Raw genomic sequence first — 23979 nt, 5'->3', positions numbered from 1 at the left:
GCCGCGGAGAGGCCGTGGCCCTCCTTCCTTCTCCCGTCGTCCGGACCCCGGTCCGGACGACGGGCCGATCTCTTCCCTCTTGTCCCGACGGCGGCCGGAGCCGCCGCCGGGACGTAGCCCTCGCACGGACAGGTCTGCCTTCATGTCGACGTACGGGAACACCGGTCGGATCGCTGCCGTCGAGGCGTTACCCGATCCGCCTCGTGTCGCGTGGCGCAAGGAGATGCGTGAGCGGGTTCTGGGCGCGGCGTACGAGCTGGCCTGTGCGGAGGGCTGGGATCGGGTGAGTCTGTCGGCCGTCGCGTCTCTGGCGCAGGTGTCCCGCCCCTCCGTGTACAAGGAGTTCGGCAGTCGGGCCCGTCTCGGTCACGTGCTGGTGACCCGCGAGGCCCGGCGGCTCCTCGACGACGTCGCGGAGGCGCTGGCCGCCACGGACCGGCACCCCCCGGCAGTCCTGGAGGCCGCTTTGCTGGTCGTTCTCACAGCGGCCGAGCACAATCCCCTGCTTCGGTCCGTCGTCACCGCCGCGCGCCGGGGCTCGGACAGCCTGCTGCCCTACCTGACGGCGCGCACCAACCCGCTCTTCGACGCGGCGCAGGACTTGTTCCGTGCCTGGCTGGCCGAGCGCTTTCCCGCTCGGGGCGCGGAGGACGTCGAGGTGGCGGCCGACTTCGTGGTGCGGATGGCCATCAGCCATCTCGTCCTGCCCGCACGGCCGCCGACGATGGCCGCGGGCCGCTTGTCCCGTACCGCGCTCAGGGTGCTGGGGGAGACCTGAACGGCCTTCCCCGTCACCACGGCCTTCGGCAGGTGAATCCAGCCGTCGGGCTTCGCGAACAGCCGTGCGGCCTGTGCTGCCGGCGCGTGAAGTAGGGTGGCGACCCGTACGGAGGGGGCGTGTGCGTTGGCAGTTCGGGTCACCATGGCCGATGTGGCCCGTGCGGCCGGCGTGTCGTCCGCGACCGTGTCCTACGTCCTGTCCGGTAAGCGGCCCGTCGCCGAGGAGACCCGGCGGGTGGTCGAAGCCGCCATCGCTGATCTGGGATTCACCGTCAACACGATGGCGCGGAGCCTGCGGACCGGCCGTTCGAGCATCGTGGCGCTGGTCGTACCCGACCTGTCGAATCCCTTCTATGCCCAGCTCGCGGCCTCCCTGCAGAAAGAGCTGCGGCCGCTCGGCCTGCACATCATGGTCTGCGACACGAAGGCGGCCCGGGACGAGGAGCGGGCGTTCCTGCGCGAGGCTGTCCAGCAGCGGTTCGCCGGTGTGGTGATCACTCCGTTCCGGCTGGTGGCCAAGGACTTCCTGCCCTTGTCGGCTGCGGGTATTCCGGTAGTCGTCAGCGCCGATCTGCCGTTCGGAGAGGCGGATCTGGTGACGCCGGACGCGCGGGCGGCCATGAGGCAGGCGCTGACGGAGGTGACGAGTGCCGGGCGTCGGCGCATCGCGGTGATCGCCGGTCCCCGGGACGCCACGGGCGGTGATCCCCGGCTGGAACTGCTGCGGGCACTGGCCGTCCAGTTCGGCACCTCGCTCCCCGGCCGGCTGGTCGTCCGGGGCGAACACACCCGGGAGGCCGGCGCGGCAGGCTTCGGACACCTGATGGGCATGAAGCACCGGCCGGACGCGGTCTTCTGCGCGAACGACGCCGTCGCGATCGGCGCGATGGACAAGGCCGAGGAGCTGGGGATCGGCATTCCCCGAGACGTGGCGCTGGTCGGTCACGACGATGCCTCGTTCGCATCCCTCGTCCGTCCGCGCCTGACCACGGTCAGGTATCCGGCCCTCGACGTGGGCAGAGCCGCGGCGCGGCTGCTCATCGAGCGCATCGAGGGGCGAGCGGCGAGGAGGACCGTGTACGTCAAGGCGCAGTTCATCCCCCGCGGGACGGTCTGAAAATCGATTGCTCAGGGCGGTCTGGCGCCATCAGTGCGTAATCGATTACGTCAACGCCCTCGATTGCGCACACAGAGGCATCGCTCTCATATACTCGCAGGTCAGAGCGGTAATCAGCCGGTCGCGGCCCTCGGCTTCCACATCACGAAACGGTCGCGGTAAGCATAGAAGTCCACAGGAACTGTTGACTTTTGTTGATACCTGTTGTGAAGGTGGCCGCCATCGCCTCACTCACCCGTGATGGCCCGGCTCAAGGGAGAGCACCCTCATGGCAGTTCACCAGCGTGGTCCGGTCACCTCGCCCGGCTCGATCACCTCGCGCCGTTCGGCCGTCCGGCGCGGTTCCTTTCCGCGCAGTGCCCTGGTCGGGGGCGTAGTGCTCGCCCTCACGGCCCTGACCGCGTGCGGTGGCGGCTCGGACGGCAACACGGAGTCCTCGGCCGACACGGCCTGCGAGAAGGCCTCTGGCAAGGTCACGCTCGACTACTGGTCCTGGGTGCCCGGCATGCAGCAGGCCGTCGACCTCTGGAACAGCGAGAACCCCGACGTCCAGGTCAAACTCAAGACGACGCCGGCCGGCAACGCCGGCACGTACCAGAACCTCTCCAACGCGCTCAAGGCCGACAAGGCCCCCGACCTGGGGCAGATCGAGTACGACTCACTGGCCAGCTTCCGTCTCAAGAGCGGACTCACCGACATCGCGAAGTGCGACGGGGTCACCGACGCCAAGGCGAAGTTCGTCGACTGGACCTGGTCCCAGGTGGACTTCGGCGCAGGAGGCGAGGACGGCGTGTGGGCGGTGCCGCAGGACACCGGCCCTATGGCGCTCTTCTACCGCAAGGACGTCTTCGACAAGCTGGGGCTGGCCGCACCGACGACCTGGGAGGAGTACGAGGCCGCTGCCCGGAAGATCAAGGCGGCGAAGAAGGGGCAGTACATCACGCACTTCTCCCAGACCGATCCGAACTGGCTCACCGGTCTGCTGTGGCAGAACAAGGCCTCCTTGTTCGAGCGCGAGGGCGACAACTGGAAGGTCACCGTGGACCGGCCCGAGAGCCGTCAGGTGGCCGACTACTGGCAGCGGCTCATCGACGACAAGCTCGTCGCCACGGACCTCCAGGGCTTCTCGCCTGCCCTGTACAAGTCGTGGAACGACGGCGAGGTCGTCAGCTGGATCAGCGCGGCCTGGGGATACAGCACCATCCGTGACAACGCCAAGTCCACCTCCGGTAAGTGGGCCGTCGCCCCGATGCCGCAGTGGGAGAAGGGCGGGCAGCAGGCGGGCAACTGGGGTGGTTCGTCCACCGCCGTCCTCGCCGGCAGCGAGCATCCGGCCGAGGCGGCGGAATTCGCGCTGTGGCTGAACACCGATGCGAAGGCGCTGGAGATCCTCAACCGGGAGGGCGGCCTCTATCCCGCGGCCAAGGCCGGTCTGGAGCTGCCCGCCCTGAAGCAGCCCGTCGACTTCTACGGCGAGCAGAAGATCTTCGACGTCTTCGCCGAGGCATCGGCAGGCGTCGACACCGATTTCACCTGGGGGCCGACCATGACCGACACCTACCGCTTCCTCAGTGACGGAACAGCGAAGGCCACCGGTGGCGGGAGCACGCTCGCCGAAGTCCTGAAGGACACCGACTCCCAGAGCGTCGAATCGTTGCGCAAGCAGTCGCTCGACGTGACGGACTGACCTGTCCAATCGGTCCTCCTCCGTCCCTTGCCCCGCTGGTTGAGCTCGACCCGAAAGTCCTCCGTGACGACCACCCGCACCCCGGTGGCGGCGCCCGCCCGCCGCCACCGCACCCTCGCCCCGTTCGCGTTCCTCGCCCCCTTCCTGATCCCTTTCGTGCTGTTCACTCTCGTGCCCGTCGGCTACGCCTTCTGGCAGAGCCTGCACAAGACCGAGCGCACGGGCGGGACGTTCGGCCGCACCGAGACCGTCTTCGCCGGGTTCCAGCAGTACGCCGACGTCGTGTCCGAGCCGTTCTTCGCGGAGAGTCTGCTGCGCGTGGCGCTCTTCGCCCTGGTGCAGATACCCGTGATGCTCGCCCTCGCCCTGGCGCTCGCCCTCCTGCTCGACTCGGCGGTGGCCCGCCTCAAGCGGTTCTTCCGCCTGGTCTACTTCGTGCCCTACGGCATCCCCGGCGTCGTGGCCGCCCTGATGTGGGCCTTCCTCTACGACCCGCGGCTGTCACCCGTCGTCGACCTGCTCCGCTCGGCGCACCTCGACGTTGATCTGCTCGGCCCGGACGCCATCCTGTGGTCGATCGGCAACGTCGTCACCTGGACCTACACCGGCTACAACATGCTGATCATGTACGCGGCGCTCCAGGCCGTGCCGGCCGACCTCAGCGAGGCCGCCCGGATGGACGGGGCCGGGGCGTGGACCATCGCCCTGCGGATCAAGGTGCCGGTGATCCGGCCGGCGATCGTGCTGACCGGGGTGTTCTCCCTCATCGGTACCTTCCAACTCTTCACCGAACCCCAGGTGTTCCGTGCCATCTCCACCAGCGTGACCAGTACGTACACCCCGAACCTCGCCGCCTACTCGCTTGCCGCGGGTGACCGCTACAGCGAGGCGGCAGCCCTGTCGGTGCTGCTCGCGGTGGCGACGTTCCTGCTGTCGTTCCTGTTCCTCCGTCTCACTGCCAGGAGGCAGGGATGACCCTCCTCACCCGCACCGAGGGCGCGCACGCCCCCGCGCCCGGGCGTCCCCGTCGCGGTCCCGGCCTCTCGTCCGTGCCGGTGTTCGTGTTCATGGCACTGATCGCGGCCTACATGCTGCTGCCTGTCTACTGGCTGCTCATCTCCGCGACCAAGAGTCAGGGCGACCTCGTCAGCACGCCCGGCCTGCTGCCCGCCGACTGGCATCTGGGCGAGAACCTTGCCGCGCTCTTCAGCCAGCAGGACGGTGTCTACCTCCGCTGGCTCGGCAACAGTCTCGCCTACGCCGGATTCGGCGCGGCCGTGGGCACCCTGCTCGCCGCCATGGCCGGCTACGCGCTGGCCGTCTACACGTTCAAGGGCCGCGAGGCGGTGTTCTCAGTGATCCTGGGCGGTGTTCTGGTGCCCGCCACCGCCCTCGCACTGCCGTTGTTCCTGCTGTTCGCCGAAGTGGACGCCACCAACACGTTCTGGGCGGTATTCCTGCCCAGCGTTGTCAGCCCCTTCGGCGTCTACCTGGCCCGCATCTTCGCCGACTCCTCCATTCCCGTGGAGGTGATCGAGGCGGCACGCATCGACGGGGCCGGCGAGTGGACCATCTTCCGCGTCGTCGCGCTGCGCATGATGTCCCCGGCCCTGGTGACGGTCTTTCTCTTTCAGTTCGTCGTCATCTGGAACAACTTCCTCCTCCCGCTGATCATGCTTCAGGACGAGCGGCTCTACCCCGTCACCCTGGGCCTTTTTACCTGGCAGTCGCAGACCAGCCGGGCGCCGGAGCTCCAGACCCTGACCCTGGTCGGCGCGCTCGTCTCGGTGGTGCCCATCGTGATCACCTTCCTCATGCTCCAGCGCTACTGGCGTGCGGGCCTGGCCGCCGGGGCGGTGAAGTCATGACCCGTCCGACGGACATCCCGTCCGACGCCCTGGGAGCGCTCACCGAGCGGCTCGGCGGGATCGCCTACGGGGGCGACTACAACCCGGAGCAGTGGCCCGAGCACGTCTGGCACGAGGACGTACGCCTCATGCGCGAGGCGGGGGTCAACCTCGTCACCGTCGGGGTGTTCTCCTGGTCCCGCCTCGAACCCGTCCGGGGCGCGTACGACTGGTCGCTGCTCGACACCGTCCTCGACCTCCTGCACACCGCCGGCATCGCCGTCGACCTCGCCACCCCCACCGCAGCTCCTCCGCCCTGGTTCAGCCGTGCGTATCCGGACTCGCTCCCGCAGAACGCGTCCGGCGCCCGGCTCACGCACGGCAGCCGGCAAGCGTTCTGCCCGAGCAACCCCGACTACGCACGGGCGGCGGACGCCATGGTGGAGGCGCTGGCGACCCGGTACGCCGCACACCCGGCCGTCGTCATGTGGCACGTGCACAACGAATGGGGCAACCACAACGCACTCTGCTACTGCGACACCAGCGCAGACGCCTTCCGCGCCTGGCTCCGCGACCGCTACAGCGACCTCGGCCGGCTCAACGACTTCTGGGGCACCGACTTCTGGGGCCAGCGGTACGGTGACTGGGCGGAGATCGATCCGCCCCGGGACACCACGGCGTTCCGCAACCCCGGCCAGGAACTCGACTACCGCCGCTTCTCCTCCGACGCCCTGCTCGCCCGGCACCGCGCCGAGAGCGCGCTGCTGCGCGTCCTGTCACCCGGCACACCAATCACGACGAACCTGCTGGGAACCCTGGAGAAAAAGGTCGACGCCCACGCCTTCGCCCGCCACTGCGACATCGTCTCGGTCGACCACTACCTCGTGGCGGCCGATCCCGGCAACCACGTCGACCTGGCGCTCAACGCCGACCTCGCCCGCGGCATGGCAGGCGGCCGCCCTTGGCTCCTGATGGAGCACTCGACGTCGGCGGTCAACTGGCAACCCGTCAACGTCCCCAAGGCACCGGGGGAGATGCGCCGCAACAGCCTTACCCACCTGGCACGCGGCGCCGACGGCATCATGTTCTTCCAGTGGCGGCAGTCCCGGGCGGGCGCGGAGAAGTGGCACTCCGCGATGCTCCCGCACGGCGGCACCGCGACCCGCACCTGGGGCGAGGTCACTGCCCTCGGCACCGAACTCTCCGCCCTGTCCGAGGTGCGCGGCACCCGGGTGCGGGCGGAGGTAGCGCTGATCTTCGACTGGCCCTCCTGGTGGGCCCTGGAGATGGAGGCCCGCCCCTCGGAAGGCCTGCGCCACATGGATCTGGTCAGGGCCTGGTACGGGGCCCTGTGGGACCTCGGCATCACGTGCGACCTCGTCGCACCCGACGCTGACCTGACCTCGTACCGGGTCGTCCTCGCCCCCAGCCTCTATCTGATCACCGACAGGGACGCCGAGGCCCTGCACGCCTATGTGCGCGGCGGCGGCCACACCGTCCTCGGACCTTTCAGCGGGGCCGTCGACGCCCATGACCGGGTACGCACCGGCGGGCACCCCGGGGCGTTCCGAGACCTTCTCGGGCTCGTCATCGACGAGTACGTCCCCCTGCGGCCAGGCGAATCGGCGCTGCTGTCCGACGGCGCCCGCGCACCGCTGTGGACCGAAAAGGTCGAGGCACGCGGCTGCACGGCCTGGTTGCGGTTCGCGGACGGGCCCGAAGGGGGCCCCGCCCGTGGCGGCCCTGCCGTCACCCGGCACGCCTACGGCGACGGCACCGGCTGGTACACAGCGGCGGCCCTGCCCGAAAACTCCCTGCGCGACCTGCTCGGCGCCGTCTGTCAGGAGGCCGGGGCCGCCCCGGCTGCGCCCGTACCTCCCGGAGTCGAGGCCGTACGCCGAGGTACGGACGACCGCTCCTACCTCTTCCTCGTCAACCACACGGACGAAGAGGCGACCGTCCCCCTCCATGGCTACACACGACTCGACGGCTCGGCGCTCCCGGGCCGGGTGAGCATCCCCGCCGGGGACGTCGTCGTGCTGCGCAGGACGGCGGAGGGGAAGCCCACCACGCGGGAACCGGATCCGAGGGAAAGCACGAACGAACGTGCCGAACCCCAGGAGCCGGGCCGGGAAAAGGATCACTGATGTCGCTGATCGAGTCCGACCGCCGCTCGGGGACCGTGCTCCTGCACGCCGCCGATACGTGCTACGCGCTGCGGGTCGACCAGGCCGCCGGAACCGTGCGCACCCTGCACTGGGGAGGCCCCCTCACGCTGAACGACCTGTGCGCGGCCCAGGAGCCGGACGCCGAGACGGACAGCTTTCACGCGTCCCTCGACGCTACGGAGGAGCTGGCGGTCGACGGCCAGGTGCGCTTCGCCCCGCCCGCGATCGAGATCCGGTACGCGGACGGCACGAGCGCCCTCGAACCGGTCGTGAACGGCTACGAACTCCGGGAGGACGCGGACAGCGCGGAACTGTCCGTCAGCCTGAGCGACAGCGGGCGCCCCCTCGGATGGGAGCTGCACTACCGGGTTCGCCGGGACTGCCCGGTGATCGAGCGCTGGACCGTACTCCGGCACACCGGGGAGCACCGGGACACCCCACTGACGCTGCTACGGCACTCGGCCGCGCAGTGGAACCCGCCCGTGCTCCCGGAGTACCGAGTAGGTGCGGTGCACGGTCGCTGGACGGGGGAGTTCCAATTGCGGCGGACCCCGCTCCCCGTCGGCGAGACAACCCTGACCAGCCGACGCGGCCACACCGGCCACCAGAGCAACCCGTGGCTCACCCTCGATGCTGGGGACGCGACCGAGGAGACCGGCGAGGTGTGGACCGTCGCCCTCGCCACGTCGGGCAGTTGGCGCATGACAGCGGTGCGTTCCGCCGATGGCCGGTGCAGTGTGCTGAGCGGCAGTGGCCACGAGGGGGTGGAGGTCGCGCTCGCGCCCGGCGAAAGCTGGACGACCCCGGTGAGCACGGGCCAGTACGCACCCGACGGCTTCGGCATGGCGTCCCGGACCTTCCACTCCTACGTGCGGGACCATGTCCTGCCCGCACCGGACGAGTTGCGGCCGGTGCTCTACAACTCGTGGGAGGCGACCGCCTTCGACGTCACCTTCGAGGGACAGCGGAAACTTGCCGACCTGGCCGCCCGCGTCGGCGCCGAACTGTTCGTCGTGGACGACGGCTGGTTCGGCGCCCGGGACAGCGACCGCGCGGGACTCGGCGACTGGGCGCCCCGACCGGCCGCCTTCCCCGACGGGCTGCGACCGCTCGCCGACCACGTACACGGACTCGGGATGCGGTTCGGGCTCTGGGTGGAGCCGGAGATGGTGAACCCCGACAGTGAGCTGTACGGCGAGCGGCCCGACTGGGTACTGCACCTGCCCGACCGCACCGCCCACCCGCTGCGCAACCAGTTGGTGCTCGACTTCTCACGCCCCGAGGTCACCGACTGGGCCCTCGACTGGCTGATCCGTACCGTCGACACATTCGCGGTGGACTTCCTCAAATGGGACTTCAACCGGTCGTTCACCGAGGCCGGTTCCTCGGGCCGCCGTGCCGACGCACGCCGCGTCTTCGTCGAGCACGCCCTCGGCGCCCACCGGGTCCTCGACCGACTGCGGGCCGCCCGGCCCGCGCTACGGATCGAGACCTGCGCCGGCGGAGGCGGTCGGGTCGACCTGGCGAGCCTGGCCCGCACCGACCAGGCATGGACGTCGGACAACACGGATGCGGTGGACCGCCTGGCCATCCAGCACGGCTTCTCGCAGCTCTATCCCGCCCAGGTGATGGGCGCCTGGGTCACCGACAGTCCCAACCCCTTCACCCACCGGGCCGTCCCCCTGCGCTTCCGCTTCCACAGTGCGATGGCCGGGGCCCTCGGCATCGGCGGCGACCTGACGCGCTGGTCGGCAGCGGAACTGGACGAGGCGGCCGAGCACATCGCCCGCTACAAGAAGGTCAGGGCCACTATTCAGACGGGGCACCAGTACCGCCTTGGCTCCTCGACGGACGGCGGGCACGCGGTTCAGTACGTCGCGAGCGGCGGCGACGAGTCGGTGGTCCTGCAGTGGCGGCCGGGACCGGCGGACCGTGCACAGGTCCCCCGACTGCGGCTGCGCGGCCTCGATCCGCGGGCGGTCTACCGCGTGGCCGACGACGGAGGAACGCTGCCGCCTGACACGGTACGCAGCGGTGCCGCGCTGGCCGCGCACGGCCTGCCGGCGGAGCTCCCGCCCGGCCACTACACCAGCCGCATGCTGACGCTGCGCCGGGAAGGTTGAGCGGGTGGACGGCGCGGCGGACTGAGGCGCGCGGCCAGGGGCGCGGATCGTTCCGTTCGAGCGGACGACCTTGGTTATGCGGTGGCCCTGAACTGCATCCGAAGGTAGGCGTCGAAGACGCGCGCGCCGAGCAGGCGTCGGGTGTAAATGAGCATCTTCGCGGCGGGGGTGACCACGTAGCGGGCCTTGGGGCGGGGAGCGGTGATGGCGCGCTCGATGACCTTGGCGACGGCCTCGGGCGGAGCAGAGAGCAACTTCGAGTCGTAGGACCGGGCCATTTGCTGATCGGCAGCCTTGTTCTGTGCGGCATAGGGGCCGGCCGGGACGGCGGAGCCGGCAAGGCTGTGGGCAGCGGTTTCGCCGAACGCGGTGCGGATGAGGCCAGGTTCGATCAGGCTGACCTTGACGCCGAACGGCGCCGCCTCGAAGCGCAAGGCGTCAGTGAGGGCCTCCACCGCGTACTTGCTCGCGTGGTAGTAGCCGCCGACAGGGAAGACGATCCGTCCTCCCATCGAACCGACGTTGACGATGCGGCCCCGGCCCGCCCGGCGCATGCCCGGAAGGACGAGTTGAGTCATCCGGGAGAGTCCGAAGACATTGATTCCTAATGCGGTCTGTCAAGCCGCGAGCGGTGTGGGCGGTAGGGGTTCGTAGGTACGTCCGTCGCGGAGGAGGGTCCAGAGGACGTTGACTCGGCGGCGGGCGAGTGCGAGGACGGCCTGGATGTGGCGTTTGCCTTCGGCGCGCTTGCGTTCGTAAAACCGGCGAGAGTCGTCGCAGTGGCGGATGCTGAACAACGCGGAGATGTAGAAGACGCGTTGGAGTCTGCGGTTGTAGCGGCGTGGCCGGCGAAGGTTGCCGCTGATCTTGCCGGAGTCGCGGGGGACGGGGGCGACACCGCCGAAGCCGGCGAGTCGGTCTGCGGTGCCGAAGGCAGTCATGTCGCCGCCTGTCGCGGCCAGGAACTCGGCGCCGAGGATGATGCCCATGCCCGGCATGCTGGTGATCACTGCGAAGTCGCGGTGGTCGCGAAACCGGGCCTCGATCGCCTTGTCGACCTCGGTGACCTGCTGGTTGAGCGCCAAAACCTCCGCTGCCAGGGTGTGCACCATCTGGGCGGTGAGCTTCTCCCCGGGCAGGCTGGTGTGCTGGCGTGCGGCAGGCCGCCGGTCCGGTCGCGACCCGGCAGATCGGTGAGGTGCTGGGGCTGGAGGTCGGGGTGCGGGGCAAGCTGGAGCCGCTGCGCGGAAAGCTGACCAAGCTCGCCGACCGCGGCTGGCTGCACAAACGGCCCGACGGCCGGTTCACCGTCCGCCCATGACCCTGGCGGGAGCGCGAACGGCGGCGCCCGGGAGCGTAACTGCAGCGCCCCCGGTAGCCGTTGGGATTGTGTGACGAAAACCAAAGACCGGGCCGGGGGCCTGGTATACCAGTGCCGCCTGCCGCTGTCCACGCGCACCCTGACCTACCTCGCCGACCTGCTGCGACGCCATCTCAAAGCGATACGGTCGAGGTGGCGGACACTGCCACCTGGGAAGACCGCCGTGATCGTCCTGGCCGTACTGCGGCACGACCAGCGCTTGGCCGACATGGCCGGCGGGAACGACATCTCCGCCACCACCGTGCGCCGCTGGCGGGACGAGCTGATCGGCTTGCTGGCCGCGAAGGCCCCACGCCTGGACCGCGCCCTGAAGAAGATCGCCCGGCGGGGCGGCGAGGTCGTCCTGATCGACGGCACCCTCATCCCCACCCAGCGCCGCATCGGGAAGGCGAACCGGCCGAACTACTCCGGCAAGCACCACCGTCACGGCCTGCACGTCCTCGCCCTGACCGACGAGAAAGGCTGGCTGATCTGGATATCCGCTGCCCGGCCCGGCCGCACCCACGACATCACCGCCGCCCGCCGCGACCACCTGCTGGCCCACCTGCGCGCCGCCGGCCTCGGCGCCCTGGCCGACCTGGGCTTCCTCGGCCTGGACGACGATCCGGACAACCCCGTAGTCGTCACCGGATTCAAGGCCACCCGCGCCCGCAAGCTGACCCCCGGCCAGAAGGACGCCAACCGGGCACTTGCCGCCGGACGCGTCCCCGTCGAACGCGGCTTTGCCCATCTGAAGAACTGGCGGATCCTCACCAAGCTCCGTACTGACCCCGCCCGCGCCACCCACCTGTTTCGCGCGCTGCTCGTCCTGACGAACATCGAGGCCACTACCGACAATTGATCTCTACCGCAGGTAGCCCACGATCAGCACATGCCCCCGGAACCGCGTCACCGGGCCGGGATCGGCTGAGTGAGGTTCACCGGGTTGCCGTCGGGGTCCTTAATGTGGGCGACGCGCTGTCCCCACGGCATGTCGTTGGGGCCTCCGCTGACCGAGCCGCCGAGCGCCTCCACCAGGGCGAGCGTCTCGTCGACGTCGTCGACACCGATGCTGAGCAGGATCCGCGGCGCCGCCCCGGTGCCCGGGTTCGCCTTGGCCACCAGCCCGAGGTCGGTGTTGCCGATACGCAGGCCGAGGTAGAAGGCGGCGCCTTCCTCCGGTACCCGGAAGATCTCCTCAGCGCCGAACAATTTCGTATAGAAGCCGAGCAGAACGTCCTGGTCGGCAGTCAGGATCACGGGCTGGATGGTGGACATGGCACTCCTGTCGAGAACGGTCGTGTCGCTGGGTAGACCGTTCGAGGACGGTGAACTCATCGGCAAAAACCACCCCGCCGGACGATCTACAACACAGACTGCCGCCCACGACCAGCACGAGCACCCCGAAACGAGGTCACGCCACCCCGCTGACCAGCCACTTCAAGATGGCGCGGCTTCAGTGAAGACGGCGGTCACTCGCGGCGGAGCGCGGCGAGCAGCAAGAGCCCGACAACGACGGCGGCCAGGCCGAGCACGAGAACGGGCAAGCCAGGACCGGGCATCACGTAGAGCGCAACTCCGGCAAGGCACATCAGTGCTCCTGCAACGACCAAGACGATGCCAGTACGCCGTCTGGCGGAAAGAGTCACGGCGGGAAATCCTCCGGGAAACATCGAGGAACGGGCACACAGCCCCTGAAAACGCCGACCAGACTTCCCGGCACACCCACGCCTAACTTGACGCGTTCCCTACAGGCTATCTGCCACAGCCCGCCTCTGCCTACGCCGCCCTCTCGCACCCGCGCAGCTCGCCCGGCACCCGCCGGACTGCTCCACTGTCCTGGCTGACTTTTTGATCTTTTGATGCAAGTGGCCGGAGGGCACGTCGCGTTGCTCCCCGGTCGCAACCAGGGAATAGCGCAGCATCGGAATGCTGCCTCTTCACCAGTAGGACGGCGGCGCGGAGGCGGCGGAGTACCGGGTGTGGGTGAGGGTGAGGTTGCCCGACCATGTGCGGCCGGTCGACGGCGTCGACTACGACCAAGTCGCCACCGAGCACCTTCCGCCGGCGCCCGCGTCGGTGGTCCGCGAGGTACTCGGGGACCACCGACCTTCGGGCTGAGCGCTGGCGAAGGTACGCGAGGGCCGGGGTGTGCTGCACGCGCCGGACGGCGAGGAAGCACCGCAGGGCGCTCCGCTTCTCGCTGTCGAGCAGCGCTGAACGTCGCGGAGAACCCCGGGACACGGCTGTGCACGCTGTGCGGGTGCGCCCAGGAACTGTCGTGTTCGACAAGCTGTTGCAGCTTCTGCGGTTCGGCTGCTCCTACCAGGCGATCTCCGACACGACCTTCGCGTGTGCTCTGATCAGGTACGGCATAACCCGCAGTATCCCGCGGCATGAACGCCTACGGTCTCGTCGTGCGCGGCGCCACTCGTCCCCGTCGGCATTGTCGCGAGTTTCGAGGCGCCTGTGGTCAGTCCGGCCCGGCGGCTGACGTCATCGAACCGTAAGGGCACCACACCTGGCTGGTCAGAGCGGAGGATCTACAGTCACGTTCATCCCGAGCACACAGGAGATCTCCATGCGCGCCCGCACCGTCCTCCCTGCAGCCCTCGCCGCCGTCCTGTTCACCCTCGCTGGATGCGGTGCCGACAGCGGCGCCGAGGACGCGGCAGCGGACACCTCGCCCTCGAACGCCTCGTCCCCGGCACAGCCGCCTGCCTCCTCCGACGCGGGGGACACCACAACCACCGGGCCCGCGGTGCCGCAGGCGCTTCAGTTCACCGGGACCACGGTGGACGGCAAGTCCTTCAACGCCAAGACGCTGGCGGGCAAGCCGGCCGTGCTGTGGTTCTGGGCGCCCTGGTGCCCCAAGTGCAAGGCCCAGGCCGCCGAGACCGCGAAGGTCGCCGCCGATTACGCGGGCCGGGTCAACGTCGTCGGCGTGGCGGGCCTGGACAAGAACGCCGCCATGAAGGATTTCGTCGCCGACACGGGGACCGACGGATTCCCGCAGTTGTCCGACGAGACGGGCGAGGTCTGGAAGCGGTTCGAGGTCACCGAGCAGAGCCGCTACGTCATCCTCGACAAGGACGGTGAGACCGTCTACGAGGGGGTCCTGCCCGGCGGCAAGGGGCTGGCCGAGAAGGTCGCCGGACTGACCGGCTGAACCGCGATGTCCGACCTGCCCCTCGCTCTCGCGCTCACCGCCGGCATCCTCGCCGCCGTCAACCCGTGCGGCTTCGCCCTGCTCCCCGCCTACCTGTCCCTTCTCGTCCTCGGTGACGACAGCCCCACCCGCGCCGTCGCCGTTGGCCGGGCCCTGACTGCGACCGTCTCGATCACCGTCGGTTTCGCCGCGCTCTTCGGCATATTCGGCCTGGTCATCCAGCCCGTTGCCGGACAGGTCCAGGAACATCTGCCATGGTTCACCATCACGTTCGGCATCCTCATGGCCGCGGCCGGAGCATGGCTGCTGGCCGGCCGCCAGCTGCCCGCCCTGATGCCGAAAGTCCGACGGGCTCCTACCGTCACCCGCTCCGTCCCTTCGATGGCCCTGTTCGGCATGGCGTACGCCATAGCGTCTCTGGGCTGCACCATCGCGCCGTTCCTCGCCATCGTCGTCTCCGCGTTCCGCAGCGGCTCCACGGGCCAGGGCATCATCCTGTTCGCCGCGTACGCGGTAGGCATGGGACTGATCGTCGGCGTCGCGTCCCTGACCGTCGCCCTCACCCGCAGTACCGCCGTCGGCCACCTGCGCCGCGCCGGCGCGCTCGCGCCCCGTATCGGCGGCGGACTCCTGCTCCTCGTCGGCCTGTACGTCGCCTACTACGGCTGGTATGAGATCCGTGTCCAGCGCGACCCCGCCACCACCGACCCCGTCATCGACGGAGCCGGTGCTGTCCAGCGCGCACTCGCGGACACCCTGGACAGTGCCGGACCCGCAGTGATCGCCGGGCTCCTGGGCATTCTGCTCCTGACAGCCTGGGTGATCCGTCGCCTGCGAGCGCGCCACTCCTCTCGTCCCCGGACCGGGCCGACCTCCGCTTCGCGACACACCGACTGACGCTGCTCATCCCTGGCGACACCCCGCAGTACAGGGCACGTGAGCGGGCGCTCACGTGCCCTGCGGCCGTCAGGCCGTCAGTTACGGGGTGGCGCCTCTGGGACGGCGCACCGTGTGAACCAGTCTCTGGCGGGGTGGTCCCCGGGCACGGAGTGATAAAGCTCCGCGAACACGACCGCCAGTGCTCGGTCAGCCGCCTGCCAACGATCTGCGCCATCGCTGTGATGAGTTCCGTCGTTCGGTAGGTGCCGTGCGGTAGTGCGTATGGCCACGCCGAGTGCGTCGACCGCGCCGAGCAGCCGTCCCGCGATGTCGTGAGCTGAGTCAGCGCCGGACTGTTGTGTCACGGCGATGCCGGCCAGCTTCCAGCAGGCATCCGCCACCTCTTCCGCCGCGGAGATGGCGGGGCGGAGGTACTCTGCGGCGTCCGCAGGCTCTTCCGCCGGAAGGAAGACCACAGTCAGTGCCCCGGCTGCACGGCGAGCGTCCGGGAGTCCGCGCTCTCGTCGGCCGTGTCGAGAGGAGCCATGTCGTGAGGGTGGAGAACGCGGAAGCCCATACCTGCCGCCGCTCCGCCGAGGAGGGTGGCGAGCAGATAGATCCAGAGAGCGGACCAGTCGAACAGGCCCGCCATGGCTCCGCCGAGCGCCACAGCAGGGTTGAACACGGCTCCTGATATCCCGCCCACCGTGACCGCGCCCGCCAGTACGGTGAAGCCGATGGCGAGGCCGTAGAACGAGTTGTCGGGATGGCTGGAGCTGGTCGCCACGTTCAGGACGACATAGGCCAGCGCGAAGGCGAAAAGTGCTTCGACCACCAGCGCGGCGGCCAGCCCGCGTCCGGAGAACGACAAGGGTTGTACGGCATCGGCCGACACGGCCCACCGGGCGAGCGGTCCGGCTGCCAGGGCAGCCAGCGACTGGGCGCAGACGTACCCCGCTGCAGTCGCTCCACTGATCCGGCCGCGAAGGAGTACGGCGAGGGTGATCGCGGGGTTGTAGTGCGCGCCGGAGACGTGGCCTCCGGCATAGACCATGACCATCAGGATCGCGCCGATGGCCAACGGGGCTAACGCAGCCTTGGAGAGCACTGCAGTGCCCACGGTGAGGACGAGAAAGAAGGTGCCGATGAATTCGACGGCATACCTGCGCATTAGGGCTCCTCGGAACACGGGTTCGGGGCTGACTCGCAGACACGTCGCGTCCCGGCCAAACGTGTGCAAGAGCACGCTGGGGCCTGAGTGCAAGAACGCGATCGCATCGGAAACGTAGTCACCGCCAAGGCAACGGGCCCAGGGGAGTGCGTCTTACAGAAGCATGACATCGGCCGGAGGGCATCCGCCCGCCACCTACGACGGACCTGGTGCCCGTCGTGCCGACCCTCCTGGGCCGGAAGGACCTGAGCCTGCCGGAGGCCGCACTCGCCGGCTGAGCGGGCGGGTGCTGCCGGCCTGCATGCCAGCCCTGGGGTGGCACCGCGCGCGTGCCGGGGACTCGCGACAGGCGCGTCGAAAGGCCGAAGGAGAGCCGCCGCGTCGCCGCCGACGGCTCCGTTACGGCCCGCCCGCCGGGTCGCTCCTCAGCCGCCGTCCCTCAGCCCAGCTGGTCAAGTGCGGCCAGAATGTCGGCCGGTTCGGCGTGCTTGCCCCTCGTCGATCGATCTGTCCGGCCGCACCACCCTGCGTTACCCGCCCACGCGGGCTCCGTGCCCGGCAGCGAAAGACCGGCACCCGGCGTCGACGGCTGTCTGTCGACCAACATGTCCTGCTCCATCTCGCGCACCTGCAGTTCGGGGACACCTACGGACGGCTCACCGCCGGGTTCAGTATCGGCGTCGCGACCGCGTACCTGTACTCACGTGAGGTGATCGACATCTTGGCCGCCGCACTGACCCTGGCCGAGGCGACGAAGACCGTGCGGGCGAAAGCCTTCGTGATGCTGGACGGCGCCCTGCTGCCGATCGACCGGAACGCCGCCGACACCCCTTACCTACCGCGGAGAACTCCAAGGCCCCGACATGAACGTCCAGGTCTTCACCGACCCGCTCGGCCGACTGCTGTGGGCCCCACCCACATTGTCCGGATCGACCCATGACATGAACGTCGCGTGGCGCCACGGCATCATCGACTCGCTCGCCGAGGCCGACGTCCAGTGCTCGGGCGGGGAGCGGGGGGCCTTCAGGGAGACGACGCATGGTGAGCATTCGCGTACCGCATCCTCCGCCCGCCGGTCACGTGGAAGGCGAGAGCCACCACTAGATGATCGATTCCAAGGGGTCAGTGGTCATTGAAGCTTCCCCGTGATCTTGGACACTCGATGGTTATGCCGCGAGGGTGTGCCGTTGGCGGGTCTCGGTCGGGGTGAGGTAGCCGAAGACCTTGTGTCTGCGTAGTCGGCGCCGGTTGTAGAACGTCTCCATGAAATCGAAGACGTCGGCACGGGCGGTGGCCCGGTCAGGCCAGACGCGGGTGCCGATCTCTTCTTTGAGCAGGGCCCAGAAACTCTCCGCGGCGGCGTTGTCGAAGCAGGACCCGGTGCGTCCGCAGCTCTGGCGGAGTTCCAACTCCCGTATTAGGTCCTGGAATCGGGTCGAGGTGTATTCGCTGCCGCGGTCGCTGTGGATCACGCAGCCGGGTTGCAGTCCACCGCGGCCGTGGGCCATGTCCAGTGCATCGATGACGAGATCGGCGCGGTGGTGATCGGCCATCGAGTAGCCGACGACCTCGCGGGTGGCCAGGTCGAGCCAGCAGGCGAGGTAGAGCCAGCCCTCGCCGGTGGGCAGGGCGGTGATGTCGCCGACCAGTTTCGTGCCGGGCATTTCGGCGTGGAATTCGCGGCCGATCAGGTCCGGGGCCGGCCTGGCCTTCTTGTCCGCTCGTGTCAGCGAACGCCGCTTGCGGCGGGTCACGCCCTGGATGCCGTGCTCGCGCATGAGACGGGCGACCCGTTTACGGTTCACCGCCCGTCCCAGACGCCGCAGTTCGGCATGGACGCGCGGGACGCCATAGGTCTGGCGCGAGCCGACGTGGATCACGGTGATCTCGTGCACCAGGGCCTGGTCGGCGGCCCGGCGGGCGGCCCGGGGCTTTGCCTCGGCGAGTCAGGCATAGAACGAGGAACGGGCCACTTTGAGCAGGCGGCAGAGGAAAGCGACGCCGTGGGTGGTCTTCTCCGCCTCGATGAACGCATACGTCTCGTTCACCGATCGCTCTCCTTCGCGAAGAAGACCGCGGCTTTTCGCAGAACCTCGATCGTCTTGGCCTGCTCGGCGTTCTGCCGACGCAGGCGCTTGAGCTCCTCGCGCTCGGCGGTCGTGAGTTCTCCCGGGGCGCCCTCGCCACGGTCGGCCTTGGCCTGGCGGTACCAGCCGCGCAGGGACTCAGAGCTGATGCCGAGTTCCCGGGCGACGGCGGTGACCGTCTTGCCCGTGGAGTCGACGAGCGCAATGGCGTCCCTCTTGAACTCCGCGGTGTACCGCTTCGTGTACTTGCTTCCCACCTGGTGCTACTTCCTCTGGAACCTCAGGTCCCAGTCTCCAGGTGTCCACGATCAAGGGGAAGGTTCAGCCCGTCCGCGGCCCAGGTTTCAACGGAGAGGTTCAGATGTTGGGCTGCGGGGCCGAAGGTGAAGGAGCGCAGGGACTCATAGGAGTCGGCGAGGGGCGAGTTCGCCCAGACCAGTGCAAGGACGGCGGCGCCGATCAGGAGTGATCCGCTGACCGCGTCCAAACGTAGTGCAGCGGTGATGCGCGAAGCGGCAGACATGAAGGGAGGATCTCCAACGGTGCGAAGGGGCGCATGGCCGTACGCCAGCGCTTACCGGTGGGTGCTGCCGAGAGGATGCGGTGGGCTCAGCCGGAGGTCTGCGGCGGGCAGACGCTCATCATCGCGCCCCAGGTACTGACATAGCCGTTCGTACCGATGGGTCGTCGCTCCAACGACTCGGCGCGACAGAAGCGCGCACCGAGCGGTGAGAGAGGCTCTATGGCGGAACGGTCGCGCATCGTGTCCCCTACCCCTCGCTGTCCTGTGTCCTTACGCAAGCCTAACAACATGCGGTCACCGGTTGGGGAGGCTGCTTGTGCGCTGTTCGCGGGGCTGCCAGACGCGCTCCATGTGCGAGTTGGATCCGGCAGAGTCTTTCGAGCGGTCCCGCCCCTAGGATGGGGAAACGCGCTGCGGTGGGCGCTGGTGTGCCGGGAAGCCTGGTCGGCGTCGGGGGACAGCCGTCTCTCCGTCTGGGCGCACCCCGGGGAGTTCCTCCATGCACGACGATCCGCTGCATCGGCCTTCCGTACACGAGTCCGCATCGCCTTCGTGTCAGTGGCGGGCAGAGGCGAGCGAGTGAAGCCGTTCCGTGCTCGTTGGTCAGCCGTCGCGCTGGGGCTCGCCTTGGTGGTTGCCGCTTTGTGGGCCGGAACGCTCCTGCGGGAAGAGGTACTGCGCATCCTGTGTCTGTGCGGAGCTGCCGTCGGGCTGCGGATGGCTCTGGTCAACACCTGGCCGGGCATTCACCGCCGGTTGCACGGCGGACCGACTCAGAGAATCGTCGCCGGGCGGTCTGTTCTCAGAGTCCTGGCACGGGGTGAGATCACCGGGCCCAGTGGTGCGAGGACTGCCCGCAGGCTGGTCGAGCTGCTCGGTCCTGGAACTGAGCGGATCTGTATGGACTTCCATACGGTCACCGGCCTGAGCGAGGAAGGTGCCCGGGAACTGGGCGGCGTCATCCGCACTGCGCGGCACCAGGGCGTCCTGACGGTCATCAATGGAGCCTCCCCTTCTGTGCGCAGCTCTCTGCGACGGGCCGAGCTCGATGACCTTGTGACCTACGGCGGGCGCAGGCGTACCTGACATCGCCTCGCGGAGCAGGCGCAGCATGGTGAGCGGTTCAGCCAAGGGGAGAACGATGAATGAACGATGCCGTCCGTCGAAGACCTTCGCCGGTTGCGAGGCGTTGATCACGGCGGCCGCGCGGTCGGGAGAGGAGCCGGACGAGAGGCGGTTGGAAGAGCTGCGGTTCTTCGGACAGCAGGCTGCTGCCGATGGGAGGACCCTGCGGAGTCTGGTCGTGGACCACCTCGCTGTGGCGCGTGTCGCGTGGCCGGACGGCGCGGTGGATGAAGACCGGGTGCTGGCGGCGATGCAACAGGGTGTCGAGGCGCTGTGTGAGGGGCATGAGGGGGCGCAGCAGTTCGCGGTGCGGCAACAGGAGGCAGTGCGACGGGAATTCATCGATGATCTTCTGTACGGCCGTAGTGAGCTGGGCCGTCTGGTGGAGCGGGCGGAGCGGTTCGGGCTGCGTCTCTCCTATGCCCACGCGGTCGCTGTCGCTGAAGGCACCGGTGCGTATGTCGAGGGTGATGCTGTATCCCGCCGGGTGGAGCGGGCGGTGACGGGGCGCTTCGGTGAGCGCAGCGTCCTCCTCCGCACCAAGAACGGACGGATGGTCTGCATCGCTCCAGGGGATCAGCACGAGGTTCTGCTGTCTTTTGCCGAACAGACCCATGCCGCGGCCGAGGGCGGGCGAACGGCGGTCGGGCGCCCCCACGCCGGGGCGGGCGGCATCGTCCACTCCTATCAGGAAGCCCTGCAGGTTCTGGACCTGGCCGATCGTCTCGGCTTCGCGGAGCCGGTCCTGCATGGGGCGGATCTGCTGGTCTACCCGGTGCTCGCCCGGGACCGCCAGGCCATGGCAGATCTCGTGCGCATCACCTTCGGTGCGCTGCTAGAGGCGCGCGGCGGCCCGCAGCCCTATCTGGACACCCTCACCGCCTATTTCGACGCGGGCTGTGTCGCAGCGCAGGCTGCACGTCACCTTGCTTTGAGCGTCCGCGCGCTGACCTACCGGCCCAGATGCATTCACCAGCTCACCGGATCCGACCCGACCGACCCTGAGCACCGCTACACGCTGCAGACCGCCGTCATCGGAGCGCGTCTCCTGGACTGGCCTGCGCAGAGTCGGTAGACGGGCCTTCTTCTTCAGTGACCGGCCGAAGGACGAAACAAGTGACGTCGATCTACAAGAGTCCGCAGGCGCAGCAGGACGTTCGCCGTTGGTGCCTGGAGCGGATCGCTCGCTGGGATGTTCCCTGCACCCGCAGGGAGATAGCCACCTCCGCGGGACGCACCAGCACGCTCACCGCCGGCCCGGAAACTGACAGCAGGTCACCGTGCGTCGTCCTGCTGCCGGGAACGAACATGGGCGCCGCGCAATGCCTGGCCGCGGCAGAGGTACTGGCCCGCGTGCGCCGTGTGACGGTCGTCGATCTGCCGGGCCAACCCGGACTCAGCACGCAACAGCGCCCTCGCAGCCGGCGCATGGACTGGTACGGACGGTGGCTGGGCGAGGTGCTCGCCCAGATCGGGAAGGGCCCCGTGGTGCTGGCGGGACATTCCCTGGGCGGCGCGGTCGCCCTCACCGGTGACTCCCCCCGTGTGATCGGCCGAGTGATCCTTTCCAGCGCGGGCATCACCCGCCTGAAGGTCACCACCCCGATCATGGCCGCTACTCTCCCGTGGCTTCTGCGCCCTTCCGTTCCTCGCGCGGCGAGACTGCTGCGTCACATGTCCGACCCAGGGCACTGGCCGTCCAGCGACCTGTGCGCGTGGATGGACCTGGTGGCACGCTCCTGCCGCACCAGCCTCGCCCCGAGCCCCCTGCCTTCGGCTCTGCTCGATCAACGCCGTCGCCAGCCGATCCTGGCTGTCGCGGGAGGGGGTGACCCCTTCCTGCCCCCGAAGACTCTCGCGCCCGCCATCAAGCGTCGCCTGGGCACGGAACTCAGGGTGATGGACGGAGCGGGACATCTCCTGCTGGAGGAGATACCCAATGAGGTCTGCGCCCTGGTGGAGGAGTTCTGCGCCGGTCTGAGACCGCACTGAGGCGTGTGGGACCGCGCTTCCCGAGAGGTCGGGCCCAGCGCATTGCCCATGGGATCACGATGAACCGGCAACAAGATGCCCGATAAACGTAACGGACTATCCGGATAACGATCACGTCACACGCCCAGCACGCATGCCCCCGATAACCACAACTGTGACCCGCATCACTAAATCTTTGGTAAAGGGCGTGGTACAAATGCCCAACTTCGCAGGCGGGTCCACCGTCCCACCGGAGTGTCGGGCCCCGCCCGGCAGCAGGTCAGAGCGATCAGCGTCGTCATCCGTGGAATGGGACATGCCGGGTCCGACCGGATAACGTCGTCTGCTCATCCCCCCATCGCACATCGACCGGCGAAGCCCCCACTCAACCCGCCGCTCCCGCGTCTTCGAGGTAGCCAACGTGTCACTCGACTCCATAACCCAGAACATCGATGACTCTGTCAGCGGGTTCTTCGAGCCCATAGCCAAGTGGCTGGGCGAGATCGTCTTCTACTCCGTCAGTATCGGCGGGGCGGAAGTGCCGCTCATCGTCACCTGGCTGGTAGTGGCCGGTCTCGTCTTCACCGGCTGGTTCGGCTTCGTCCAGGTGCGCAAGTTCCGGCTCGCCCTCGACGTGGTGCGCGGCAAGTATGACGACAAGGACTCGGCGGGCGAGGTCAACCACTTCCAGGCGCTGACCGCCGCCGTCTCCGGCACGGTCGGGCTCGGGAACATCGCGGGTGTGGCCGTCGCCGTCTCGATCGGCGGGGCCGGGGCCACGTTCTGGATGATCCTGTGCGGTCTGCTTGGCATGGCCACCAAGTTCGTCGAGGTCACCCTCGGTGTGAAGTACCGCGAGGTCCACGCCGACGGAACCGTCTCCGGTGGGCCGATGCACTACCTGCCCAAGGGTCTGGCCGAACGCTTCGGCAAGAACGGCAAGATCTTCGGCAAGGTGCTCGCCGTCCTCGCCTCGATCATGATCCTGTTCTTCGGGCTCTTCGGCGGCAACCTCTTCCAGGTCAACCAGTCCTACGCCCAGCTTGTCTCCGTCACCGGTGGCAAGGACGGCGCGATGGGCTCCTCCGGCGGGGCGCTCATCTTCGGCATCCTGGTCGCCGCGCTCGTCGGCATCGTGCTGCTCGGCGGCATCCGCTCCATCGCCTCGGTCACCAGCCGGCTCATCCCCGCGATGGCCGGCATCTACATCGCCGCCTGCCTCGTCGTCATCCTCGTCAACGTCACTGCCGTGCCCGCCGCGATCGGCACGATCATCGAGGGCGCGTTCAACCCCGAAGGTGTCGCGGGCGGTGTGCTCGGCGCACTGATCATCGGCTTCCAGCGTGCCGCTTTCTCCAACGAGGCCGGGATCGGCTCCGCGCCGATCGCCCACTCCGCGGTCAGGACCAAGCACCCCGCCAGCGAGGGTCTGGTCGCGCTGCTGGAGCCGTTCATCGACACCGTCATCATCTGCACCATGACCGCGCTGACCATCGTCATCGCCAACCCGGCCAGCTGGGGCGAGGCCCGGGACGGAGGGTCCATCGGCGGCGTGACGATCACCTCGGACGCCTTCGAGACCGTGCTGCCCTGGTTCCCGTACGTCCTCACTGTCGCGGTGCTGCTCTTCGCGATCTCCACCGTGCTCACCTGGGGTTACTACGGCCTCAAGTCCTGGACGTACCTCTTCGGCCGCAGCCGCACCAGCGAAACCGTCTACAAGAGCCTCTACACGCTCTTCGCCGTCGCCGGGTCCCTGCTCACCCTGCAGACCCTCATCGACCTGGCCGACGCGGTCCTCTTCACCCTCGCCGTCATCAACATCATCGGCCTCTACCTTCTGGCGCCCGTGGTTAAGCGCGAGCTCGACACCTTCCTCGAATACGTCCGCACCAGGAAAGCCGGTGGAACGGACGGGGACAAGGACGACGAGCCTACGAAGGCGACCGTCTGAGGCCGTTTGCCCGGATCT

The 23979-nt window shown here is 68.7% G+C and carries 20 protein-coding genes and 5 pseudogenes; 18 read left to right on the top strand and 7 right to left on the bottom strand.

Features of this window, described 5'->3' with window-relative positions:
- The first annotated feature begins 223 nt into the window (after nt 1-223).
- The 7 genes from ACK8N7_RS38100 (at nt 224) to ACK8N7_RS38070 (ending at nt 9722) form a co-directional block, all read left to right on the top strand.
- Nucleotides 224-778, top strand: coding sequence for a TetR family transcriptional regulator (locus ACK8N7_RS38100; RefSeq protein WP_500446169.1), 555 nt, complete (start codon nt 224-226; stop codon nt 776-778).
- 126 nt (nt 779-904) lie between these two features.
- Nucleotides 905-1897 (top strand): LacI family DNA-binding transcriptional regulator, encoded by a 993-nt coding sequence (locus ACK8N7_RS38095; RefSeq protein WP_500446168.1) that lies wholly within the window; start codon nt 905-907, stop codon nt 1895-1897.
- A 268-nt stretch (nt 1898-2165) separates the two neighbouring features.
- The gene (locus tag ACK8N7_RS38090) at nt 2166-3584 is read left to right on the top strand and encodes an ABC transporter substrate-binding protein (RefSeq protein WP_500446166.1); all 1419 of its coding nucleotides are present in this window, start codon (nt 2166-2168) and stop codon (nt 3582-3584) included.
- A 63-nt stretch (nt 3585-3647) separates the two neighbouring features.
- Nucleotides 3648-4559: a carbohydrate ABC transporter permease gene (locus ACK8N7_RS38085; protein WP_500446164.1), complete on the top strand. Its 912-nt coding sequence runs from the start codon at nt 3648-3650 to the stop codon at nt 4557-4559.
- Nucleotides 4556-5452 (top strand): carbohydrate ABC transporter permease, encoded by an 897-nt coding sequence (locus tag ACK8N7_RS38080; RefSeq protein ID WP_500446162.1) that lies wholly within the window; start codon nt 4556-4558, stop codon nt 5450-5452. Before ACK8N7_RS38085 ends, ACK8N7_RS38080 begins: the two co-directional genes overlap by 4 nt.
- Nucleotides 5449-7578: a beta-galactosidase gene (locus ACK8N7_RS38075; RefSeq protein ID WP_500446160.1), complete on the top strand. Its 2130-nt coding sequence runs from the start codon at nt 5449-5451 to the stop codon at nt 7576-7578. Before ACK8N7_RS38080 ends, ACK8N7_RS38075 begins: the two co-directional genes overlap by 4 nt.
- Nucleotides 7578-9722 carry an alpha-galactosidase gene (locus ACK8N7_RS38070; RefSeq protein ID WP_500446158.1) on the top strand — a complete coding sequence of 715 codons (2145 nt, stop codon included), beginning with the start codon at nt 7578-7580 and terminating at the stop codon, nt 9720-9722. The genes ACK8N7_RS38075 and ACK8N7_RS38070 overlap by 1 nt, the downstream gene beginning before the upstream one ends.
- A 74-nt stretch (nt 9723-9796) precedes the next feature.
- Here ACK8N7_RS38070 and ACK8N7_RS38065 read toward each other — a convergent pair whose 3' ends face one another.
- Nucleotides 9797-10324, bottom strand: coding sequence for an SDR family NAD(P)-dependent oxidoreductase (locus ACK8N7_RS38065; RefSeq protein WP_500446223.1), 528 nt, complete (start codon nt 10322-10324; stop codon nt 9797-9799).
- 15 nt (nt 10325-10339) lie between these two features.
- A pseudogene (locus tag ACK8N7_RS38060) lies at nt 10340-10882 on the bottom strand (transposase); the annotation flags it as partial.
- On the opposite strand from ACK8N7_RS38060, the gene ACK8N7_RS38055 reads away from it, so the two are divergent.
- Together ACK8N7_RS38055 and ACK8N7_RS38050 are read left to right on the top strand one after the other, a co-directional pair.
- Nucleotides 10876-11043, top strand: a complete 168-nt coding sequence (locus ACK8N7_RS38055) for a hypothetical protein (RefSeq protein ID WP_500446156.1) — start codon at nt 10876-10878, stop codon at nt 11041-11043. The pseudogene ACK8N7_RS38060 and the gene ACK8N7_RS38055 sit on opposite strands and share 7 nt — an antisense overlap.
- Nucleotides 11044-11113: 70 nt before the next feature.
- Nucleotides 11114-11944: a transposase family protein gene (locus ACK8N7_RS38050; RefSeq protein WP_500446155.1), complete on the top strand. Its 831-nt coding sequence runs from the start codon at nt 11114-11116 to the stop codon at nt 11942-11944.
- 47 nt (nt 11945-11991) lie between these two features.
- Here the strand turns inward: ACK8N7_RS38050 and ACK8N7_RS38045 are convergent, their stop codons facing one another.
- Nucleotides 11992-12360: a VOC family protein gene (locus ACK8N7_RS38045; protein WP_500446153.1), complete on the bottom strand. Its 369-nt coding sequence runs from the start codon at nt 12358-12360 to the stop codon at nt 11992-11994.
- 672 nt (nt 12361-13032) lie between these two features.
- On the opposite strand from ACK8N7_RS38045, the pseudogene ACK8N7_RS38040 reads away from it, so the two are divergent.
- The 4 genes and pseudogenes from ACK8N7_RS38040 to ACK8N7_RS38025 all read left to right on the top strand — a co-directional run.
- Nucleotides 13033-13364 (top strand): annotated as a pseudogene (locus ACK8N7_RS38040) (DUF6233 domain-containing protein); the annotation flags it as partial.
- Nucleotides 13361-13450, top strand: a pseudogene (locus ACK8N7_RS38035) (IS5/IS1182 family transposase); the annotation flags it as partial. The pseudogenes ACK8N7_RS38040 and ACK8N7_RS38035, both read left to right, overlap by 4 nt.
- A gap of 213 nt (nt 13451-13663) precedes the next feature.
- Nucleotides 13664-14251, top strand: a complete 588-nt coding sequence (locus ACK8N7_RS38030) for a redoxin domain-containing protein (protein ID WP_500446151.1) — start codon at nt 13664-13666, stop codon at nt 14249-14251.
- A 6-nt stretch (nt 14252-14257) separates the two neighbouring features.
- On the top strand, nt 14258-15148 hold the full coding sequence (locus tag ACK8N7_RS38025; protein ID WP_500446149.1) for a cytochrome c biogenesis CcdA family protein: 891 nt from the start codon (nt 14258-14260) through the stop codon (nt 15146-15148).
- A 460-nt stretch (nt 15149-15608) separates the two neighbouring features.
- On the opposite strand, the gene ACK8N7_RS38020 is transcribed toward ACK8N7_RS38025, so the two are convergent.
- A complete protein-coding gene (locus ACK8N7_RS38020; protein ID WP_500446148.1) occupies nt 15609-16301 on the bottom strand; it encodes an MIP/aquaporin family protein in 693 nt (230 codons plus the stop codon).
- 163 nt (nt 16302-16464) lie between these two features.
- Between ACK8N7_RS38020 and ACK8N7_RS38015 the strand changes: the two genes are divergently transcribed.
- Nucleotides 16465-17241 (top strand): transposase family protein, encoded by a 777-nt coding sequence (locus ACK8N7_RS38015; protein WP_500446147.1) that lies wholly within the window; start codon nt 16465-16467, stop codon nt 17239-17241.
- Between the two features lie 226 nt (nt 17242-17467).
- Here ACK8N7_RS38015 and ACK8N7_RS38010 read toward each other — a convergent pair.
- From ACK8N7_RS38010 to ACK8N7_RS38000, 3 genes and pseudogenes are all read right to left on the bottom strand, one after another.
- Nucleotides 17468-18220 (bottom strand): annotated as a pseudogene (locus tag ACK8N7_RS38010) (IS3 family transposase); the annotation flags it as partial.
- Between the two features lie 125 nt (nt 18221-18345).
- On the bottom strand, nt 18346-18645 hold the full coding sequence (locus ACK8N7_RS38005; protein ID WP_073772198.1) for a transposase: 300 nt from the start codon (nt 18643-18645) through the stop codon (nt 18346-18348).
- A gap of 65 nt (nt 18646-18710) precedes the next feature.
- Nucleotides 18711-18911: pseudogene (locus ACK8N7_RS38000) on the bottom strand (Na+/H+ antiporter NhaA); the annotation flags it as partial.
- Between the two features lie 156 nt (nt 18912-19067).
- Between ACK8N7_RS38000 and ACK8N7_RS37995 the strand changes: the two are divergent.
- The 4 genes from ACK8N7_RS37995 (at nt 19068) to ACK8N7_RS37980 (ending at nt 23961) form a co-directional block, all read left to right on the top strand.
- Nucleotides 19068-19997 carry an STAS domain-containing protein gene (locus tag ACK8N7_RS37995; RefSeq protein WP_500446145.1) on the top strand — a complete coding sequence of 310 codons (930 nt, stop codon included), beginning with the start codon at nt 19068-19070 and terminating at the stop codon, nt 19995-19997.
- Between the two features lie 55 nt (nt 19998-20052).
- Entirely contained in the window at nt 20053-21111 is a 1059-nt protein-coding gene (locus ACK8N7_RS37990) for a PucR family transcriptional regulator (RefSeq protein ID WP_500446143.1), read from the top strand.
- Between the two features lie 41 nt (nt 21112-21152).
- Nucleotides 21153-22028 (top strand): alpha/beta fold hydrolase, encoded by an 876-nt coding sequence (locus ACK8N7_RS37985; RefSeq protein WP_500446141.1) that lies wholly within the window; start codon nt 21153-21155, stop codon nt 22026-22028.
- A gap of 400 nt (nt 22029-22428) precedes the next feature.
- Nucleotides 22429-23961, top strand: a complete 1533-nt coding sequence (locus tag ACK8N7_RS37980) for an alanine/glycine:cation symporter family protein (RefSeq protein WP_500446139.1) — start codon at nt 22429-22431, stop codon at nt 23959-23961.
- Nucleotides 23962-23979: the final 18 nt, after the last annotated feature.

The sequence above is a fragment of the Streptomyces griseobrunneus genome, assembly GCF_046713465.1.
In the GTDB taxonomy this organism is placed as follows: domain Bacteria; phylum Actinomycetota; class Actinomycetes; order Streptomycetales; family Streptomycetaceae; genus Streptomyces; species Streptomyces microflavus.
The sequence above is the reverse complement of the archived record's forward strand: the minus strand, read 5'-3'. Positions and strand labels throughout refer to the sequence as shown.

Coding starts and splice junctions, on each gene's coding strand:
- ACK8N7_RS37995 (WP_500446145.1), top strand. CDS start 19,068: ATGGGTCGTCGCTCCAACGACTCGGCGCGACAGAAGCGCGCACCGAGC.
- ACK8N7_RS37990 (WP_500446143.1), top strand. CDS start 20,053: ATGAATGAACGATGCCGTCCGTCGAAGACCTTCGCCGGTTGCGAGGCG.
- ACK8N7_RS38020 (WP_500446148.1), bottom strand. CDS start 16,301: ATGCGCAGGTATGCCGTCGAATTCATCGGCACCTTCTTTCTCGTCCTC.
- ACK8N7_RS38075 (WP_500446160.1), top strand. CDS start 5,449: ATGACCCGTCCGACGGACATCCCGTCCGACGCCCTGGGAGCGCTCACC.
- ACK8N7_RS38070 (WP_500446158.1), top strand. CDS start 7,578: ATGTCGCTGATCGAGTCCGACCGCCGCTCGGGGACCGTGCTCCTGCAC.
- ACK8N7_RS38080 (WP_500446162.1), top strand. CDS start 4,556: ATGACCCTCCTCACCCGCACCGAGGGCGCGCACGCCCCCGCGCCCGGG.
- ACK8N7_RS38015 (WP_500446147.1), top strand. CDS start 16,465: ATGACATCGGCCGGAGGGCATCCGCCCGCCACCTACGACGGACCTGGT.
- ACK8N7_RS38030 (WP_500446151.1), top strand. CDS start 13,664: ATGCGCGCCCGCACCGTCCTCCCTGCAGCCCTCGCCGCCGTCCTGTTC.
- ACK8N7_RS38100 (WP_500446169.1), top strand. CDS start 224: ATGCGTGAGCGGGTTCTGGGCGCGGCGTACGAGCTGGCCTGTGCGGAG.
- ACK8N7_RS38090 (WP_500446166.1), top strand. CDS start 2,166: ATGGCAGTTCACCAGCGTGGTCCGGTCACCTCGCCCGGCTCGATCACC.
- ACK8N7_RS38045 (WP_500446153.1), bottom strand. CDS start 12,360: ATGTCCACCATCCAGCCCGTGATCCTGACTGCCGACCAGGACGTTCTG.
- ACK8N7_RS38025 (WP_500446149.1), top strand. CDS start 14,258: ATGTCCGACCTGCCCCTCGCTCTCGCGCTCACCGCCGGCATCCTCGCC.